This window comes from Pseudomonas sp. H3_C08, from assembly GCF_054669455.1.
This window is the reverse complement of record NZ_CP162803.1, coordinates 4,275,391-4,292,451: the sequence shown is the minus strand read 5'-3', so window position 1 is coordinate 4,292,451 and position 17,061 is coordinate 4,275,391. Positions and strand designations below refer to the sequence as shown.

The window sequence follows — 17,061 nt, the reverse complement described above, 5'->3', positions numbered from 1 at the left end:
CCTGTGGGAGCGAGCTTGCTCGCGAAAGCGGCGTATCAGTCGACGAATCAGTTGCCTGACACTCCGTATTCGCGAGCAAGCTCGCTCCCACAGTTGTTTTTCCAGATTGATTTTTGTGGAGATCTTCGGGAGATATGCCACAACTCTGACGCCAATATTCACACAATGACCATTCGGCGCCTTCTGGTCTCATTCGGCTTGCGCAGCGGACTTTTCTTCTATTCTCAGCTCAAGGATATCGACAGTATCACTGGATCGAGCCAGTCCTCCCGTGAGGGCTGAATACCGGCTTCACCGAGGGTCGCCGCCATGTCGCGCAACCTCTGTCTCACCCGTCAATGCCTGGGTCTGGTGACCCGTATCGAATGCGCCATCAAGCCGTTGGCCGGCGATAACGGCATGTGGACGCTGCTCTTCGCGGCCGGCATGGCCGGTGAACAACCTTCCGCCATCAAAGCTCAGGGCCCGTTTCATGGGCCGGTCGCCGCCGAATCGATACTCGACACCATCGTTGAAAGCCTGACCTTGCACGGCTATGAACTGGCCGATGATCCGCAGATCTGGAGCCTGCACCTGCAAGCCCAGTTGCGGCAGATCAACGGTGGCCGTGGCCGCGCCCTGTAGGCGCTGCCGCAGGTTGCGATCTTTTGATCTGGCTCTTCAGTGGGCAGCCTCAGGCACCTGCGCCCGGTCGAGTTTGACCTCAAAGCCGTATTGCACAGTGGCGAGGTCGGTGCGCTGATAGGTTTCTACGTGCGTCGGGCGGCCATAAAAATAGTGCACGCCGAACAGCGCCGGGCCTTCTGCGCTCGCATCGTGGCTGACAGAAAGAATCTGCTTGAGGTAGTTGCCGCTGTCGTCTTTGACGAAGAAACGCCATTCGTTGGGCGGAAACAATTTCAGGTCCACCACCAGCAGGTTGTTCTTGATCTCCAGACCTTTGGGCAAGGACTTGGCGTCGTATGCCTGCTTGGCCACAGTCGCGAGAAACAGCGGCATTGAACCGACGGCGATCGCTGGGGTTTCCGGGAACAGGTTCAGGTCGTAAGTGATCGTCGCGCGCAGCGGATCGACCTGGTATGCCTCGGGCGGCAGTTCGATCGGTTCATCGAGTTTGCCACTGCGTTTTTCGGTAAAGAACGTGACAGGGCTGACCCCCGGGCTGAAGTCATCGCCCAGCAGTTCATCGTTGAACGTACGGCGATGGGAAAACTCGATGCGTGCAGCGCTCGGTTCTTCAACGTATTGATGAATGCGAATGCCTGCCTTCAGTTGCTCTTCGGTCAGGCTCGCACCCTTGAGCCAGTTGGCTGCCAGATCGTCGTAGACCGTCACTGGCAGATCCAGCGGTTGAATGGCCTTCTGCGTCGTGTGTTGATTGAACGTGCGAATCGGCAGATCCAGCGATTTGCGCGTCACCGTCGCCGAGGAGAAGTCGAGTACGCTGACTTCCAGAGTGTCGATCGGGCCATTGAAATAGACCTTGTTATAGCGACGCGGGTGCTTGTCCTCGAATGCCTGCTGCTCTTCGGTGAGTTGCTTCTCCAGCGCATCGCTCCAGCCCTTCTGCTGTTGCAGGTAGGCCAGTTGTTTTTCGTAGAACGCGACTTGCTCCGGGCTCTCGTTGATCGAGCCGGCGCGTATCAGGTATTGCCCGGTCTTGTCGCGGGCCTGGACGATCAGCGGATTGAGCTGCGTCTCTGCGACTTCCGCAGCCAGTGGCAAATTGTTGCTGAATTCCACTTCGGCGTAGTTGTTCTCGAGCTTCAGCAGTTTGACGCTGAGGTTGTCGTTACTGCGGGTCTGGCCGACGTCTTTTTGCGTCAGGTCGAAGCTGTACAAGCGGCGCGGTGCGATGACTTCGATCTGGCCTTGCAGGCTGACCGGTTGCGGCAGGGACTTCTTGTCCACGTCCAGTCCGTCAATGAACGGGTAGGTCACGGTCAGGTCATCGGGGTTGGTGACGTTGGAGCTGGAGGGGCTGAGCTGAATGCCCGGATCGGTTTCCGACCATTCCGGCTGATAGGCGATCACGCGTTTGTTGCTCAACGTCACCGACTGCCATTCCACACCGTGTGGAAACAAGAAGCCGCCGGGAATGTTCAGGTTGAACGGGAACACCGGTTGCAGATCGGTGAGGTAATCGGAGCTGGCATCCTTGTGCAGCACGAACAGGCCGTTGATAAACGTATCGACCAGCGCCTGCGGGGCAGGATAGTGCTTGAGCACGGCGAGTGCGTCTTCACCGTATTCGGTGCGCGGCGGATTGTCGTTGAGCTTGAGTTGCGCGCGTTCGAGCAGCAGCAGTGAGCCGCCGAGTTCGGTGATGGCGTCCTTGAGTTTGGTGTCGGTGATGGCGTCCAGCGATTGTTCGAACTTTGCGGTTTTTTCTTCAAGGCTGGTGGCGTGTTTTTCGTCGCCGGGCGAGCAACCGCTGATCAACAGAGCAAGGCAAATTCCGGCCGTCGTTATCGGTAATCGCACATCCATTTCCACACGTCCTGTCTGCAGTCACTGGGCTGTCAATGGTTTCGACACTAGCAGAAAAAATTCATCCACACGCGCAGGTGGCGGATTTTCGGGCAGTTTCTGGCTGTCACAGGGGGCTGGTATACTCGCCGCCATTTCCACCCCCTTGTGTGAGATTCAATGGAACGCTTTATCGAAAATGCAATGTACGCCTCGCGCTGGCTGCTGGCGCCAATCTATATCGGGCTCTCGCTCGGGTTGCTGGCGCTGGCACTGAAGTTTTTCCAGGAAGTGTTCCACATCCTGCCCAACGTTTTTTCGATGGCCGAGTCGGAACTGATTCTGGTGCTGCTGTCGCTGATCGACATGGCACTGGTCGGCGGCCTGCTGGTGATGGTGATGATTTCCGGCTACGAGAACTTCGTCTCTGAACTGAACATCGACGAAGGCAAGGAAAAACTCAGCTGGCTCGGCACCATGGACTCTTCGTCGTTGAAGATGAAAGTGGCGGCTTCGATCGTGGCGATTTCATCGATCCACTTGCTGCGCATCTTCATGGACGCCAAGAACGTCGATCCCGAGCATTTGATGTGGTACGTGATCATCCACATGACCTTCGTCGTTTCGGCGTTCGCCATGGGTTACCTGGACAAAGTCACCAAGCACTGATCAACCGTTGATCGCTGCAAAAAAACACCGCCCGTCTGTTGCGAAACAGACGGGCGGTGTCGTTTGTGGCTTGTGCTTTGGTGCGCGCAAGCATATCCCTGTAGAGGTCCTGACTCGCCACTTTGTGAGGTGCGTTCATGAACCTGCAAGAGCTGAATGCGTTTGCCATCGCCAGGAAGGTCGATGAGTTGAACCTGATCTCCATGGAGGGCGGGATTTATCTGCTCGAAGCGCGGATGCACGGGACGGCATATCCGTTGAGTGATCCCAAAGGCAAGATGCTGACCCTGCGATCAGTGGAGCATGCGCGGGATCTGCTGCATGCGTTTCCGGTGCTGCCCTTCAATCTTGTACACACCTCGGTGCATGACGAAATGTGCGGCCTGGGCGGCAGTATCGATGAATGCCTGAGGGTGCCGCTCGCCTGGCGTTCAGCCCTGTAGGCCTTGCGCCCCATCGCCGGGCATCTGTGCTAGTCTGCTCGCCCTTTTGGTTCCGGGCGCGCCGGGACGCGCTGTGCTCGCACGGCAAGTCTTGTGGCCGTCCGCACAGCGGAGCAGTGTCATGTCCGAAGTAAATCTGTCCACCGACGAAACCCGCGTCAGCTACGGCATCGGCCGTCAACTGGGCGACCAGCTGCGCGACAACCCGCCACCGGGCGTTAGCCTGGACGCGATCCTGGCCGGTCTGACCGACGCTTTCGCCGGCAAGGAAAGCCGTGTGGGTCAGGAAGAAATGTCCGCCAGCTTCAAGGTTATCCGCGAAATCATGCAAGCCGAAGCCGCTGCCAAAGCTGAAGCCGCTGCTGGCGAAGGCCTGGCTTTCCTGGCTGAAAACGCCAAGCGTGACGGCATCACCACCCTGGCTTCCGGCCTGCAATTCGAAGTGCTGACTCAGGGCGAAGGCGCCAAGCCTACCCGTGAAGACCAGGTCCGTACTCACTACCACGGCACACTGATCGACGGCACTGTGTTCGACAGCTCCTACGAGCGTGGCCAGCCTGCAGAATTCCCGGTTGGCGGCGTGATCGCTGGCTGGACCGAAGCCCTGCAACTGATGAATGCCGGCAGCAAATGGCGTCTGTACGTGCCGAGCGAACTGGCTTACGGCGCTCAAGGCGTTGGCAGCATCCCGCCGCACAGCGTTCTGGTATTCGACGTCGAGCTGCTGGACGTTCTGTAAGACCTTTGTGGGAGCGAGCTTGCTCGCGAATGCAGGCGACTGGATCTAAACTGAGATTCGAGTTGAAGCCTTCGCGAGCAGGCTCGCTCCCACAGGTTTTGTATTACTGCTCATAGTTCTATCTTGTGATGCAGTTCACTGGTCGGGCGCAACGCCCGGGCATAGCAGAACAGAAACAGATTGCGCACCAGCTCCTTGAGCACCAATGGTTCGCTGGAATTGAGACTGCTGACGTCCAGATCCCCTTGGTCTTGCAACTCATGCAGGGCTTCTTCCTCAAGCACCGCACAGACTTCACCGGTCTCCCGATGGAGGATTCTGAGGTAAGGGTGTGGGCGATCCAGCCACGCGTCGATCAAATAAGTCATGGTTCTCATCTCCTTGAAGGGTTTCAATGAGAATAATTCTTATTCGTCAAATAGCAAGCGTCTATTGGCGGATTCTAAAATTTTCCGGGTAAAGATTGCGTAAGGTCAAAACGGCTGGCGTTTGGCTATTGCGCGGTTTTGCTGGGGTAGAGCGGGGAGGGCGAAGCTCCATCCCACGCCTGGCGCGGGATGGATGACAACGGAATCAGACCTTTCTGACGAACTCGGATTTGAGTTTCATCGGGCCGATACCGTCGATCTTGCAGTCGATATCGTGGTCGCCATCGCACAGACGGATGTTCTTGACCTTGGTGCCGACCTTGACCACCAGCGAAGTGCCCTTGACCTTCAGATCCTTGATCACGGTGATGGTGTCGCCGTCCTGCAGGACGTTGCCGACCGAGTCTTTCTTCACGGCATCATCAGACGCCACTTCGGCTTCGCCGCTGGCGGACCACTCGTGGGCGCACTCCGGGCACACCAGCTGGGTACCGTCTTCGTAGGTGTATTCGGAATTGCATTTCGGGCAGGGTGGCAACGTGCTCACTAAGGCTCCTTGGGTATGGATCGCTAAAAGTCGCACATTGTATAGGGTTTTACGGGAGGTAGGGCATAGCGCAGAAACAACTGTGGGAGCGAGCCTGCTCGCGAAAGCGGTGTGTCAGTCAACATTGATGTCGATTGGCAGATTGCTTTCGCAAGCAGGCTCGCTCCCACAGTGGGCTGTATCAGTGCGTACGGGCGACCGCAAACTCGCTCAGTTCAACCAGCGCATCGCGGTATTCGCTGGCCGGCAGGGCATCGAGGCACTTGATCGCACGGGCCACGTAATCGCGGGCCAGTTGCGCGGTGTACTCAAGCGAACCGGAGGCTTCCACGGCAATGCGGATGCTTTCCAGGTCTTCGATCCCGCCTTTCTGGATCGCCTGACGCACCAGTGCAGCCTGTTCAGCCGTACCTTCACGCATGGTGTAGATCAGCGGCAGGGTCGGCTTGCCTTCGGCCAGATCGTCACCGACGTTCTTGCCCAGGGTTTCGGCGTCGCCCTTGTAGTCGAGCAGGTCGTCGACCAGTTGGAACGCCACGCCGAGGTGATCACCGAAGGTGCGCAGGGCTTCGCTCTGCTCAGCGGTAGCACCGGCCAATGCAGCGGCGCTGTGGGTCGAAGCTTCGAAGAGCATCGCGGTCTTGCCGCGGATGACTTCCATATAGGTTTCTTCAGTGGTGCTGGCGTCGCGCACCTTGGACAGTTGTAGTACTTCGCCTTCAGCGATGATGCGCGTGGCCTGGGACAGGATCTTCATCACCGGCATCGAGCCCAGTTCGACCATCATTTCGAACGAGCGCGAGTACAGGAAATCGCCGACCAGCACGCTCGGGGCGTTGCCCCACATGGCGTTGGCGGTAGAACGGCCACGGCGCATGCCGGACATGTCGACCACGTCGTCATGCAGCAGGGTGGCGGTGTGCAGGAATTCGATGGTGGCGGCCAAAAGGCGCATGTCGTCGCCTTCGCGACCCAGGGCCTTGCCACACAGCAACACTAATAAAGGACGCAGACGTTTGCCGCCGGCCGAGGTAATGTAATCGCCGATTTTCGATACCAGCGGTACTCGGGAAGTCAGCTGCTTCTTGATGATGCCGTCGACGGCGCTAAAATCGTCCGCCACCGCGCGGTAGAAAGCTTGGGGTTGCATCAGCGAGAGTCGCTCCAGAAGGGTTGCGCGGCATGCTAGGACCCCCATCCAGACCTGTCAAGGCGCGATAGACGGCTACTTGCAAGCCTGCGGCACCTTGCGTACAATCGCGCACCCTGAACTTCCTGGGCAGCACCTGCCTTACGCAATTGCAACGGGCCTTCCAGCCTTATGCAGCCATGCCAGCCAATACCTCTTCTTATAAAGAGCTGGGTGAGCAGGATTATCGGAGAAATACCATGTCTTATGCAGTAATCGTTACTGGCGGCAAGCAGTACAAAGTCGCCCCGGGTGAATACCTGAAGATCGAAAAACTGGAAATCGCTACCGGCGAATCCGTTACCTTTGATCGCGTTCTGTTGGTTGCCAATGGCGACGACGTGAATATCGGCGCTCCAGTTGTTGCTGGCGCTACCGTTGTGGCTGAAGTGATCTCCCAAGGTCGTCACGATAAAGTCCGCATCATCAAGTTCCGTCGCCGTAAGCACCACATGAAGCGTATGGGCCACCGCCAGTGGTACACCGAGATCAAAATCACCGGTATTCAGGCTTAATTTCAGCCTAATTCCTCACTAGGAGAATTGACTCATGGCACACAAAAAAGCTGGTGGTAGTACCCGTAACGGTCGCGACTCAGAAGCCAAACGCCTTGGCGTTAAGATGTATGGCGGCCAGAAAATCATTCCGGGCAACATCATCGTGCGTCAGCGCGGCACCCAATTCCACGCTGGCTACGGCGTTGGCATGGGTAAGGATCACACCCTCTTCGCGAAAATCGAAGGCGTGATCAAGTTTGAAGTAAAAGGCGCGTTCAACCGCCGTTACGTGAGCGTTGTCGCAGCTTAATTGCGCGATCGCTGGAAAAGCCCTGTCTCGCGACGGGGCTTTTTCGTTTGTGGGGTGAGTCTCTTGCAAAACTGTTTGTATGGGCTGTCGGCGTGCGATGCAGGTCGTGTTTTGGGGTCGCTGCGCTCATTTTTGCAAGAGTCTTATGTCTTGATTGTTTTTCGGCTCGTCCGTACGGCGAGAGGCGTTGGTTATGAAGTTTGTTGATGAAGTATCGATTCGCGTAAAGGCTGGTGACGGCGGCAATGGCGCCATGAGTTTCCGTCGGGAAAAATTCATCGAAAACGGTGGCCCGAACGGCGGTGATGGCGGTGACGGCGGTTCCATCTACATGATGGCTGACGAAAACCTCAACACCCTGGTCGACTACCGTTACACCCGGCACTTCGATGCCGAGCGTGGCTCCAATGGCGGCAGCACCGACTGCACCGGCAAGAAGGGCGAAGACCTGATCCTGCGCGTGCCGGTCGGCACCACGGTGATCGACTCTGCTACTCAGGAAGTGATTGGCGACCTGACCAAGGCTGGCCAAAAACTGATGGTAGTGCAGGGTGGTTGGCACGGTCTGGGTAACACCCGTTTCAAATCCAGTACCAACCGGGCGCCGCGTCAGACCACGCCGGGTAAGCCGGGTGAGCAGCGCGACCTGAAACTGGAAATGAAAGTACTGGCTGACGTCGGTCTGCTGGGCTTGCCGAACGCCGGTAAAAGTACCTTTATCCGTTCCGTTTCTGCGGCCAAGCCGAAAGTCGCCGACTACCCGTTCACTACGCTGGTGCCGAACCTGGGTGTGGTCAGTGTCGATCGCTGGAAGAGTTTCGTCATTGCCGATATTCCGGGTCTGATCGAAGGCGCTTCCGACGGTGCTGGTCTGGGCATTCGCTTCCTCAAGCACTTGGCGCGTACGCGTCTGTTGCTGCACCTCGTCGATATGGCGCCGCTGGATGATTCCAGCGCACCGGATGCCGCTGAAGTGATCGTCAACGAACTGATCAAGTTCAGCCCGTCCCTGGCCGAGCGTGATCGCTGGCTGGTGCTGAACAAGTGCGACCAGATCCTTGAAGAAGAGCACGAAGAGCGCGTCAAGGAAATCGTTGATCGCCTCGAGTGGACCGGTCCGGTCTATGTGATCTCGGCGATCGCCAAGATCGGTACCGAGCGTCTGTGTCACGACATCATGCGTTACATGGAAGATCGTGCCGATCGCTTGGCCAATGACCCGGCTTACAAGGAAGAGCTGGCCGATCTCGATCAGCGCATCGAAGACGAAGCGCGCGCGCAACTGCAGGCGCTGGATGACAAGCGTGCCCTGCGTCGCAGCGGCGTGAAGTCGGTCCATGACATCGGCGACGATGATTGGGACGAAGAAGATGTGGATGACGAAGACGGTCCGGAAATCATTTACGTGCGTGACTGATTCGTTGCAGTAAACTTAAGCGCCGCTCAATCGAGCGGCGTTTTAGTATCTGGAAATCGCAAGTCACAAATAACGTCATGGGCGGCGCTGGGTCGCGTTGCCCTCAAGCTAAGGTTGAAGATGATGCGGAGCAAGGTGACAGGTGCGCAGCGTTGGGTCGTGAAGATCGGCAGCGCTTTGCTGACAGCTGATGGCAAAGGGCTGGATCGCGCGGCAATGAGTGTCTGGGTGGAGCAGATGGTGGCCTTGCATGAGGCTGGCGTCGAGTTGGTGCTGGTGTCCTCTGGGGCGGTAGCGGCCGGCATGAGCCGTTTGGGCTGGACCGCACGACCCAGTGCGATGCATGAGCTCCAGGCGGCTGCGGCAATTGGTCAGATGGGCTTGGTGCAGGCGTGGGAATCGAGCTTCGCCGAGCATGGCCGGCATACTGCGCAGATTCTCCTGACTCACGACGATTTGTCCGACCGCAAGCGCTACCTCAACGCCCGCAGCACTTTGCGCGCATTGGTCGAGCTGAAAGTCATCCCGGTGATCAACGAAAACGACACCGTGGTCACCGACGAAATCCGTTTCGGCGACAACGACACGCTCGCGGCGCTGGTGGCCAACCTCGTCGAGGCGGATCTGCTGGTGATCCTGACCGACCGCGATGGCATGTTTGACGCCGATCCGCGCAATAATCCCGAGGCGCAGCTGATTTACGAAGCGCGCGCCGATGATCCGAGTCTCGATGCGGTAGCGGGTGGTACGGGCGGTGCGCTGGGGCGTGGCGGTATGCAGACCAAGTTGCGAGCGGCGCGACTGGCTGCGCGTTCCGGTGCGCACACTATTATCGTTGGCGGGCGTCTTGAGCGCGTGCTTGATCGCCTGAAGGCGGGTGAGCGCATCGGTACGTTGCTGTCGCCTGAGCGCGGCATGCTCGCGGCGCGCAAGCAATGGCTGGCCGGACATCTGCAGACTCGCGGCACGTTGGTGTTGGACGAGGGGGCGGTGTCGGCGTTGTCCAAGGGCAATAAAAGTTTGCTGCCGGTAGGTGTGAAGTTGGTGCAGGGCAGTTTCCGTCGCGGCGAGATGGTCGTCTGCGTGGCGCCCGATGGTCGTGAGATTGCTCGTGGCCTGGCCAACTACAGTGCGCTGGAAGCACAAAAAATCATCGGTCAGTCGTCGGATGCGATTGTCGGTTTGCTTGGTTACATGGCGGAGCCTGAACTGGTTCACCGTGACAACCTGATTCTGGTCTAAGGAAAATTCGATGCGTTTAGCGAAAGGATTGTTGGGCTTGCTGATGGCTATGCCATTGCTGGCCTCGGCCGAGGAAATCGGTCAGGTGTCGACGGTGTTCAAGTTTGTCGGTCCGAACGACCGCATTGTGGTCGAGGCTTTCGATGATCCGAAAGTTGAGGGGGTGACCTGCTACCTGTCGCGCGCCAAGACGGGCGGTGTGAAGGGTGGTCTGGGTCTGGCTGAAGATCGCGCAGAAGCGTCGATCGCTTGCCGTCAGGTCGGCCCGATCAAGTTCAAAGGTGATCTGAAGGATGGCGATGAGGTGTTCAAGGAGCGCACTTCGCTGGTATTCAAGACCATGCAGGTGGTGCGATTCCTGGACAAGAAGCGCAATACGCTGGTGTATCTGGTCTACAGCGATCGCTTGATCGAAGGCAGTCCGCAGAATGCCGTGACCGCGATCCCGATCCTGCCGTGGGTACCCGTCCAGCAATAACACCGCAAAACCACTGTAGGAGTGAGCCTGCTCCGGGCGGCGTTCCGACGATAGCTGTGTTAGTCAGCAAATGTACATCTGACTAACCGCCATCGTCGGAACGCCGCCCGGAGCAGGCTCACTCCTACATTTTTTTTGCGCTGGATTTGCTAAATCACAGGCAATAAAAAACCGACCCTAAGGTCGGTTTTTTAATGACTACGTCGGATTAAGCAGCTTCTTTCAGCGCTTTGACGTGGCCATTCAGGCGGCTCTTATGGCGAGCAGCCTTGTTCTTGTGGATGATGCCTTTATCGGCCATACGGTCGATAACTGGCACAGCCAGAACGTATGCAGCTTGAGCTTTTTCAGCGTCTTTTGCGTCGATGGCTTTAACTACATTCTTGATGTAGGTGCGAACCATGGAACGCAGGCTGGCGTTGTGGCTGCGACGCTTCTCAGCCTGTTTTGCACGTTTTTTGGCGGAAGGTGAGTTGGCCACCGTCGAGGCTCCTCGAAAGACTTTTTAGGAAATAGCAAACAAAATAGGCCGCGAATCATGCCGATGAGTTGAAGTCTTGTCAAGGGCACTTGAAACGTTCCGCTAAGTGGTAGGTATAAAGAGGCGGGATATTTATTTCCGGCGCTTGACCTGTAAACTCGCGAGCTTTGGCTCTGTGCTGCTGCGGCGCGGAGTATCGCACAAGTAGGCGCTTTGTTCGCCTGCTGTTTATCGACAGGCACAAATTCCCTCAATGAATCTGCTCAAATCGTTGGCCGCCGTCAGCTCTATCACGATGCTTTCCCGGATTCTGGGCTTTGTTCGTGACACGCTGATTGCCCGTACATTCGGCGCCGGGATGGCGACGGATGCCTTCTTTATTGCCTTCAAACTGCCCAATCTGCTGCGGCGGATCTTCGCCGAGGGCGCTTTCTCGCAGGCATTCGTGCCGATTCTGGCCGAATACAAAAGCCAGCAGGGCGAAGAGGCGACGCGCACGTTCATTGCCTACGTATCGGGCTTGCTGACGTTGGTGCTGGCGGTTGTCACTGCGCTGGGCATGATCGCCGCGCCTTGGGTGATCTGGGCCACCGCGCCCGGTTTTACCGATACGCCGGAAAAATTCCAGCTCACCTCCGATCTGTTGCGGGTGACCTTCCCGTATATATTGCTGATATCCCTGTCATCGCTGGCCGGGGCGATCCTCAATACCTGGAACCGTTTCTCAGTGCCGGCCTTTGTGCCAACGTTGCTCAACGTCAGCATGATTGTGTTTTCGCTGTTCCTCACGCCGTACTTCGATCCGCCGGTCATGGCATTGGGTTGGGCGGTCTTGGTCGGCGGTCTGGCGCAGTTGCTCTATCAACTGCCGCACCTGAAAAAGATCGGCATGCTGGTGCTGCCGCGTCTGAATCTGCGTGATACCGGTGTCTGGCGCGTGATGAAGCAGATGCTGCCGGCGATTCTCGGTGTCTCGGTCAGCCAGATTTCGCTGATCATCAACACGATTTTCGCCTCATTTCTGGTCGCGGGTTCGGTGTCGTGGATGTATTACGCCGACCGCTTGATGGAATTGCCATCCGGTGTGCTTGGCGTGGCATTGGGGACAATTTTGCTGCCGACGCTGGCAAAAACCTACGCGAGCAAGGATCGCCACGAATATTCGCGGATTCTCGATTGGGGCCTGCGTCTGTGCTTCGTGTTGGTGCTGCCTTGCTCGCTGGCGCTGGGGATTCTTGCTGAGCCGCTGACCGTTTCGCTGTTCCAGTACGGTCAGTTCAGTGGTTTCGACGCTGAAATGACTCAGCGTGCGCTGATTGCTTATTCTGTCGGTCTGCTCGGGATTATCGTGATCAAAGTGTTGGCGCCGGGCTTCTATGCGCAGCAGAACATCCGTACCCCGGTGAAAATCGCAATATTCACTCTGGTGTGCACGCAGTTGTTCAACTTGATGTTGATCGGCCCGCTGGCTCATGCCGGTCTGGCCTTGGCGATCAGCGCCGGTGCCTGCCTGAATGCCGGGTTGCTGTTCTATCAACTGCGCAAGCAGCAGATGTATCAGCCGCAACCGGGTTGGGCCAAGTTCGCCTTCAAGCTTGTGGTCGCGGTGGCGGTGATGTCGGCGGTGTTACTGGTTGGCATGCATTTCATGCCGGCGTGGGACCAAGGGCACATGCTTGAGCGCTTCCTGCGTCTGGGCGCATTGGTCGCGGCGGGCGTGGTCGCCTATTTCGGTATGTTGCTGCTGCTTGGTTTCCGTTTGCGCGACTTCAATCGCAAGGCCTTGAGTTAAGGTTTTACCCTTTATAAACAGGCGCGGGCCGGCAGTTTTGTCGGCTCGTTCACTTTGCGTTACGGTGTTGCCTGTCGTCGACCGTCGGGTGTGGTTATAATCGACCACTTTATGAGCAAGAAGCGCGTTATGCAGCTGGTTCGAGGCCTCCACAACTTGCGCCCCCAGCATCGGGGCTGCGTCGCCACTATTGGCAACTTTGACGGTGTTCACCGTGGTCACCAGGCTATCCTGGCCCGACTGCGTGAGCGTGCGCTCGAGTTGGGCGTACCCAGCTGCGTGGTGATTTTCGAGCCGCAGCCACGGGAATTCTTTGCCCCCGAGACCGCGCCGGCGCGTCTGGCCCGCTTGCGCGACAAGCTGCAATTGCTGGCTGCCGAAGGCGTCGACCGGGTGTTGTGCCTGGCGTTCAACCAGCGCTTGAGCAAGCTCAGCGCCAGCGAGTTCGTCGACACCATCCTCGTTGATGGTCTCGGCGTGCAGCATCTGGAAGTCGGTGACGACTTCCGCTTCGGTTGCGACCGCCTCGGCGATTTCGACTTCCTGCTGCAGGCCGGGCAGATGCACGGTTTTACCGTCGAAGCCGCGCAAACCGTCGAGCTGGACGGCATTCGCGTCAGCAGTACGCAGGTGCGTAATGCATTGGCTGCCGCCGATTTTGCCCTGGCCGAACGTTTGCTCGGTCGCCCGTACCGCATTGCCGGTCGCGTGCTGCATGGCCAGAAACTGGCCCGGCAACTGGGTACGCCCACTGCCAACATTCAACTCAAACGTCGTCGCGTGCCGTTCACAGGTGTGTACCTGGTGAATGTCGATATCGACGGCAAGACCTGGCCCGGTGTCGCCAATATCGGCGTACGACCCACGGTACAAGGTGATGGCAAGGCCCACCTTGAAGTCCATCTTCTAGATTTTGCCGGCGATCTGTATGACCGGCGTTTGACGGTGGTTTTCCACCAAAAGCTGCGTGAAGAGCAGCGCTTCGCCTCCCTGGAGGCATTGAAAACGGCGATCAATGCGGATGTCGCCACCGCCCGTGCACTAGCCGCACCTAGCGCCCATCGCTAATGAAGAGCCTTAAATGACCGACTATAAAGCCACGCTTAACCTTCCGGACACCGCCTTCCCAATGAAGGCCGGCCTGCCACAGCGCGAACCGCAGATCCTGCAGCGCTGGGACAGTATTGGCCTGTACGGAAAGTTGCGCGAGATTGGCAAGGATCGTCCGAAGTTCGTTCTGCACGACGGTCCTCCGTATGCCAACGGCACGATCCACATCGGTCACGCACTGAACAAGATTCTCAAGGACATGATCATCCGCTCGAAGACCCTGTCGGGCTTCGACGCGCCGTACGTTCCGGGTTGGGACTGCCACGGCCTGCCGATCGAGCACAAGGTTGAAGTGACCCACGGCAAGAATCTGGGCGCGGACAAGACTCGCGAACTGTGCCGTGCCTACGCCACCGAGCAGATCGAAGGGCAGAAGTCCGAATTCATCCGTCTCGGCGTGCTGGGCGATTGGGCCAACCCGTACAAGACCATGGATTTCAAGAACGAGGCCGGTGAAATCCGCGCCCTCGCTGAAATCGTCAAGGGCGGTTTCGTGTTCAAGGGCCTCAAGCCTGTGAACTGGTGCTTCGACTGCGGTTCGGCCCTGGCTGAAGCGGAAGTCGAGTACGAGACCAAAAAGTCCTCGACCATCGACGTCGCCTTCCCGATCGCTGACGAAGCCCAACTGGCTGCCGCGTTCGGTCTGCCGTCGCTGGGCAAACCTGCCTCGATCGTGATCTGGACCACCACCCCGTGGACCATCCCGGCCAACCAGGCGCTCAACGTTCACCCGGAATTCAACTACGCGTTGGTCGACATCGGCGACAAGCTGCTGGTACTGGCTGAAGAGCTGGTCGAAGCCTGCCTGACGCGCTATGGCGTCGAAGGCTCGGTCATCGCCACCACCACCGGTAAACAGCTGGAACTGATCAACTTCCGTCATCCGTTCTATGACCGTCTGTCGCCGGTGTATCTGGCTGACTACGTCGAACTGGGTGCTGGCACCGGCGTGGTTCACTCCGCTCCGGCCTACGGCGTGGACGACTTCGTGACTTGCAAGAAATATGGCATGGTCAACGACGACATCCTCAACCCGGTGCAGAGCAACGGCGTGTACGTGCCGTCGCTGGAATTCTTCGGCGGCCAGTTCATCTGGAAGGCCAACCCGGCCATCGTCGACAAACTGACCGAAGTCGGTGCGCTGCTGCACACCACCGTCATCGAACACAGCTACATGCACTGCTGGCGCCACAAGACCCCGCTGATCTACCGCGCCACCGCGCAGTGGTTCATCGGCATGGACAAAGAGCCAACCAGCGGTGACACCCTGCGTGTGCGCTCGCTCAAAGCCATCGAAGACACCAAATTCGTTCCGGCCTGGGGCCAGGCGCGTCTGCACTCGATGATCGCCAACCGTCCGGACTGGTGCATCTCGCGTCAGCGCAACTGGGGCGTGCCGATCCCGTTCTTCCTCAACAAGGAAAGCGGCGAACTGCACCCACGCACCGTCGAGCTGATGGAAGAAGTGGCCAAGCGCGTTGAAGTCGAAGGTATCGAAGCCTGGTTCAAGATGGACGCTGCCGAGTTGCTCGGCGACGAAGCGCCGCTGTACGACAAGATCAGCGACACCCTCGACGTCTGGTTCGATTCGGGCACCACGCACTGGCACGTCCTGCGCGGTTCGCACCCGATGGGTCACGAAACCGGCCCGCGTGCCGACCTGTACCTGGAAGGTTCCGACCAACACCGTGGCTGGTTCCACTCGTCGCTGCTGACCGGTTGCGCCATCGACAACCACGCGCCGTACCGCGAATTGCTGACCCACGGTTTCACCGTCGACGAAGCCGGCCGCAAGATGTCCAAGTCGCTGGGTAACGTGATCGCGCCGCAGAAAGTCAACGACACTCTGGGCGCCGACATCATGCGTCTGTGGGTTGCTTCGACTGACTACTCCGGTGAAATGGCGGTTTCCGATCAGATCCTGCAACGCAGTGCGGACGCTTATCGTCGTATCCGAAACACCGCGCGCTTCCTGCTTTCGAACCTGAGCGGTTTCAACCCGGCTACCGACATCCTGCCGGCTGAAGAAATGCTCGCGCTGGATCGTTGGGCGGTCGACCGCACCTTGCTGCTGCAACGTGAGCTGCAAGAGCACTACGGCGAATACCGTTTCTGGAACGTTTACTCGAAGATCCACAACTTCTGCGTGCAGGAGCTGGGCGGTTTCTACCTCGACATCATCAAGGACCGTCAGTACACCACTGGCGCCAACAGCAAGGCCCGCCGCTCGGCGCAAACCGCGCTGTTCCACATCTCCGAAGCGCTGGTGCGCTGGATCGCGCCGATCCTCGCCTTCACCGCCGACGAACTGTGGGAATACCTGCCGGGCGAGCGTAACGAATCGGTCATGCTCAACACCTGGTACGAAGGTCTGACCGAACTGCCGGCCGACGTTGAACTGGGCCGCGACTACTGGGAACGCGTGATGGCGGTCAAAGTAGCGGTCAACAAAGAAATGGAAATCCAGCGCGCAGCGAAAGCTGTCGGTGGCAACCTGCAAGCCGAAGTGACGCTGTACGCCGAAGACGCCCTGAGCGCCGATCTGGCCAAGCTGAGCAACGAACTGCGCTTTGTATTGATCACTTCGACAGCCAGCGTTGCGCCGTTCGTACAGGCTCCGGCCGATGCAGTAGTGACTGAAGTCAGCGGCCTGAAGCTGAAGATCGTCAAATCGGCCTTCCCGAAATGCGCCCGTTGCTGGCACTGCCGTGAAGACGTCGGTGTGAACCCGGAGCATCCGGAAATCTGCGGTCGTTGCGTCGACAACATCAGCGGCGCTGGCGAGGTTCGTCACTATGCCTAATGCCGTTGGCCGTTTTGGACGGTTGAGCTGGCTGTGGTTGAGTTTGCTGGTTCTGGTCATCGACCAGGCCAGCAAGTTCTACTTCGAAGGCAAGCTCGAAATGTTCCAGCAGATCGTGATCATTCCTGATTACTTCAGCTGGACCCTGGCTTACAACACCGGCGCGGCGTTCAGCTTCCTGGCGGACAGCTCCGGCTGGCAGCGCTGGTTGTTCGCCCTGATCGCGATTGTGGTCAGTGCGGTGCTGGTGGTCTGGCTCAAGCGCCTGGGCCGCAACGAAACCTGGCTGGCCGTCGCTTTGGCGCTGGTATTGGGTGGCGCGCTGGGCAATCTGTATGACCGCATTGCCTTGGGCCATGTGATCGATTTCATTCTGGTGCACTGGCAGAACCGCTGGTACTTCCCGGCGTTCAACTTCGCCGACAGCGCCATCACTGTTGGTGCGGTGATGCTGGCACTGGATATGTTCAAAAGTAAAAAGACCGGAGAAGCCGTTCATGACTGAAC

General features: G+C 58.2%; 18 protein-coding genes. 13 read left to right on the top strand and 5 right to left on the bottom strand.

The genetic code is table 11. The features are described 5' to 3' along the window. The first annotated feature begins 309 nt into the window (after positions 1-309). Positions 310-624, top strand: coding sequence for a PA4575 family protein (locus tag AB4N74_RS19615; protein ID WP_007909799.1), 315 nt, complete (start codon positions 310-312; stop codon positions 622-624). A gap of 36 nt (positions 625-660) precedes the next feature. Here AB4N74_RS19615 and AB4N74_RS19610 read toward each other — a convergent pair whose 3' ends face one another. After that, a complete protein-coding gene (locus AB4N74_RS19610; RefSeq protein WP_460096972.1) occupies positions 661-2,490 on the bottom strand; it encodes a hypothetical protein in 1,830 nt (609 codons plus the stop codon). 159 nt (positions 2,491-2,649) lie between these two features. Here AB4N74_RS19610 and AB4N74_RS19605 point away from each other — a divergent pair, with 159 nt between their 5' ends. The 3 genes from AB4N74_RS19605 to AB4N74_RS19595 all read left to right on the top strand — a co-directional run bounded on the left by AB4N74_RS19605 (position 2,650) and on the right by AB4N74_RS19595 (position 4,320). Next, positions 2,650-3,138 (top strand): TIGR00645 family protein, encoded by a 489-nt coding sequence (locus AB4N74_RS19605; RefSeq protein ID WP_007909801.1) that lies wholly within the window; start codon positions 2,650-2,652, stop codon positions 3,136-3,138. Between the two features lie 137 nt (positions 3,139-3,275). Next, positions 3,276-3,581 carry a DUF6482 family protein gene (locus tag AB4N74_RS19600; RefSeq protein ID WP_460096971.1) on the top strand — a complete coding sequence of 102 codons (306 nt, stop codon included), beginning with the start codon at positions 3,276-3,278 and terminating at the stop codon, positions 3,579-3,581. Positions 3,582-3,702: 121 nt separating this feature from the next. Further along, positions 3,703-4,320: an FKBP-type peptidyl-prolyl cis-trans isomerase gene (locus tag AB4N74_RS19595; RefSeq protein ID WP_008078561.1), complete on the top strand. Its 618-nt coding sequence runs from the start codon at positions 3,703-3,705 to the stop codon at positions 4,318-4,320. A 110-nt stretch (positions 4,321-4,430) separates the two neighbouring features. On the opposite strand, the gene AB4N74_RS19590 is transcribed toward AB4N74_RS19595, so the two are convergent. From AB4N74_RS19590 to AB4N74_RS19580, 3 genes are all read right to left on the bottom strand, one after another. Continuing rightward, complete coding sequence (locus AB4N74_RS19590) at positions 4,431-4,688, bottom strand: PA4570 family protein (RefSeq protein WP_034153845.1); 258 nt, start codon at positions 4,686-4,688, stop codon at positions 4,431-4,433. 205 nt (positions 4,689-4,893) lie between these two features. Beyond that, positions 4,894-5,235, bottom strand: a complete 342-nt coding sequence (locus AB4N74_RS19585) for a zinc ribbon domain-containing protein YjdM (protein ID WP_016986200.1) — start codon at positions 5,233-5,235, stop codon at positions 4,894-4,896. A gap of 181 nt (positions 5,236-5,416) precedes the next feature. Continuing rightward, entirely contained in the window at positions 5,417-6,385 is a 969-nt protein-coding gene (locus tag AB4N74_RS19580) for a polyprenyl synthetase family protein (RefSeq protein WP_093434797.1), read from the bottom strand. Positions 6,386-6,624: 239 nt separating this feature from the next. Here AB4N74_RS19580 and rplU point away from each other — a divergent pair, with 239 nt between their 5' ends. From rplU to AB4N74_RS19555, 5 genes are all read left to right on the top strand, one after another. Next, on the top strand, positions 6,625-6,939 hold the full coding sequence (rplU, locus tag AB4N74_RS19575; RefSeq protein ID WP_003176051.1) for a 50S ribosomal protein L21: 315 nt from the start codon (positions 6,625-6,627) through the stop codon (positions 6,937-6,939). Between the two features lie 34 nt (positions 6,940-6,973). Further along, positions 6,974-7,231 (top strand): 50S ribosomal protein L27, encoded by a 258-nt coding sequence (gene rpmA / locus AB4N74_RS19570; protein WP_003176049.1) that lies wholly within the window; start codon positions 6,974-6,976, stop codon positions 7,229-7,231. 193 nt (positions 7,232-7,424) lie between these two features. Next, on the top strand, positions 7,425-8,648 hold the full coding sequence (gene cgtA / locus AB4N74_RS19565) for an Obg family GTPase CgtA (protein ID WP_093434800.1): 1,224 nt from the start codon (positions 7,425-7,427) through the stop codon (positions 8,646-8,648). Positions 8,649-8,771: 123 nt separating this feature from the next. Continuing rightward, the gene (proB, locus tag AB4N74_RS19560; RefSeq protein ID WP_042704923.1) at positions 8,772-9,890 is read left to right on the top strand and encodes a glutamate 5-kinase; all 1,119 of its coding nucleotides are present in this window, start codon (positions 8,772-8,774) and stop codon (positions 9,888-9,890) included. A 10-nt stretch (positions 9,891-9,900) separates the two neighbouring features. Beyond that, complete coding sequence (locus AB4N74_RS19555) at positions 9,901-10,368, top strand: CreA family protein (RefSeq protein ID WP_007909822.1); 468 nt, start codon at positions 9,901-9,903, stop codon at positions 10,366-10,368. 208 nt (positions 10,369-10,576) lie between these two features. Here the strand turns inward: AB4N74_RS19555 and rpsT are convergent, their stop codons facing one another. Beyond that, positions 10,577-10,849, bottom strand: coding sequence for a 30S ribosomal protein S20 (gene rpsT, locus AB4N74_RS19550; protein ID WP_003228351.1), 273 nt, complete (start codon positions 10,847-10,849; stop codon positions 10,577-10,579). Positions 10,850-11,102: 253 nt separating this feature from the next. Between rpsT and murJ the strand changes: the two genes are divergently transcribed. The 4 genes from murJ (at position 11,103) to lspA (ending at position 17,059) form a co-directional block, all read left to right on the top strand. Next, positions 11,103-12,641, top strand: coding sequence for a murein biosynthesis integral membrane protein MurJ (gene murJ, locus AB4N74_RS19545; protein WP_093434803.1), 1,539 nt, complete (start codon positions 11,103-11,105; stop codon positions 12,639-12,641). Positions 12,642-12,770: 129 nt separating this feature from the next. Next, positions 12,771-13,709, top strand: coding sequence for a bifunctional riboflavin kinase/FAD synthetase (gene ribF, locus AB4N74_RS19540; protein WP_174244482.1), 939 nt, complete (start codon positions 12,771-12,773; stop codon positions 13,707-13,709). A 13-nt stretch (positions 13,710-13,722) separates the two neighbouring features. Continuing rightward, a complete protein-coding gene (gene ileS, locus AB4N74_RS19535; protein WP_257356145.1) occupies positions 13,723-16,554 on the top strand; it encodes an isoleucine--tRNA ligase in 2,832 nt (943 codons plus the stop codon). Beyond that, positions 16,547-17,059, top strand: a complete 513-nt coding sequence (gene lspA / locus AB4N74_RS19530; protein ID WP_007909836.1) for a signal peptidase II — start codon at positions 16,547-16,549, stop codon at positions 17,057-17,059. The genes ileS and lspA overlap by 8 nt, the downstream gene beginning before the upstream one ends. The last annotated feature ends 2 nt before the right edge of the window (positions 17,060-17,061 follow it).

Bases quoted from the DNA above. Each gene is read 5' to 3' on its own strand.
- AB4N74_RS19615 (WP_007909799.1), top strand. From the start codon at position 310: ATGTCGCGCAACCTCTGTCTCACCCGTCAATGCCTGGGTCTGGTGACC.
- AB4N74_RS19610 (WP_460096972.1), bottom strand. From the start codon at position 2,490: ATGGATGTGCGATTACCGATAACGACGGCCGGAATTTGCCTTGCTCTG.
- AB4N74_RS19605 (WP_007909801.1), top strand. From the start codon at position 2,650: ATGGAACGCTTTATCGAAAATGCAATGTACGCCTCGCGCTGGCTGCTG.
- AB4N74_RS19600 (WP_460096971.1), top strand. From the start codon at position 3,276: ATGAACCTGCAAGAGCTGAATGCGTTTGCCATCGCCAGGAAGGTCGAT.
- AB4N74_RS19595 (WP_008078561.1), top strand. From the start codon at position 3,703: ATGTCCGAAGTAAATCTGTCCACCGACGAAACCCGCGTCAGCTACGGC.
- AB4N74_RS19590 (WP_034153845.1), bottom strand. From the start codon at position 4,688: ATGACTTATTTGATCGACGCGTGGCTGGATCGCCCACACCCTTACCTC.
- AB4N74_RS19580 (WP_093434797.1), bottom strand. From the start codon at position 6,385: ATGCAACCCCAAGCTTTCTACCGCGCGGTGGCGGACGATTTTAGCGCC.
- rplU (WP_003176051.1), top strand. From the start codon at position 6,625: ATGTCTTATGCAGTAATCGTTACTGGCGGCAAGCAGTACAAAGTCGCC.
- rpmA (WP_003176049.1), top strand. From the start codon at position 6,974: ATGGCACACAAAAAAGCTGGTGGTAGTACCCGTAACGGTCGCGACTCA.
- cgtA (WP_093434800.1), top strand. From the start codon at position 7,425: ATGAAGTTTGTTGATGAAGTATCGATTCGCGTAAAGGCTGGTGACGGC.
- proB (WP_042704923.1), top strand. From the start codon at position 8,772: ATGCGGAGCAAGGTGACAGGTGCGCAGCGTTGGGTCGTGAAGATCGGC.
- AB4N74_RS19555 (WP_007909822.1), top strand. From the start codon at position 9,901: ATGCGTTTAGCGAAAGGATTGTTGGGCTTGCTGATGGCTATGCCATTG.
- murJ (WP_093434803.1), top strand. From the start codon at position 11,103: ATGAATCTGCTCAAATCGTTGGCCGCCGTCAGCTCTATCACGATGCTT.
- ribF (WP_174244482.1), top strand. From the start codon at position 12,771: ATGCAGCTGGTTCGAGGCCTCCACAACTTGCGCCCCCAGCATCGGGGC.
- ileS (WP_257356145.1), top strand. From the start codon at position 13,723: ATGACCGACTATAAAGCCACGCTTAACCTTCCGGACACCGCCTTCCCA.
- lspA (WP_007909836.1), top strand. From the start codon at position 16,547: ATGCCTAATGCCGTTGGCCGTTTTGGACGGTTGAGCTGGCTGTGGTTG.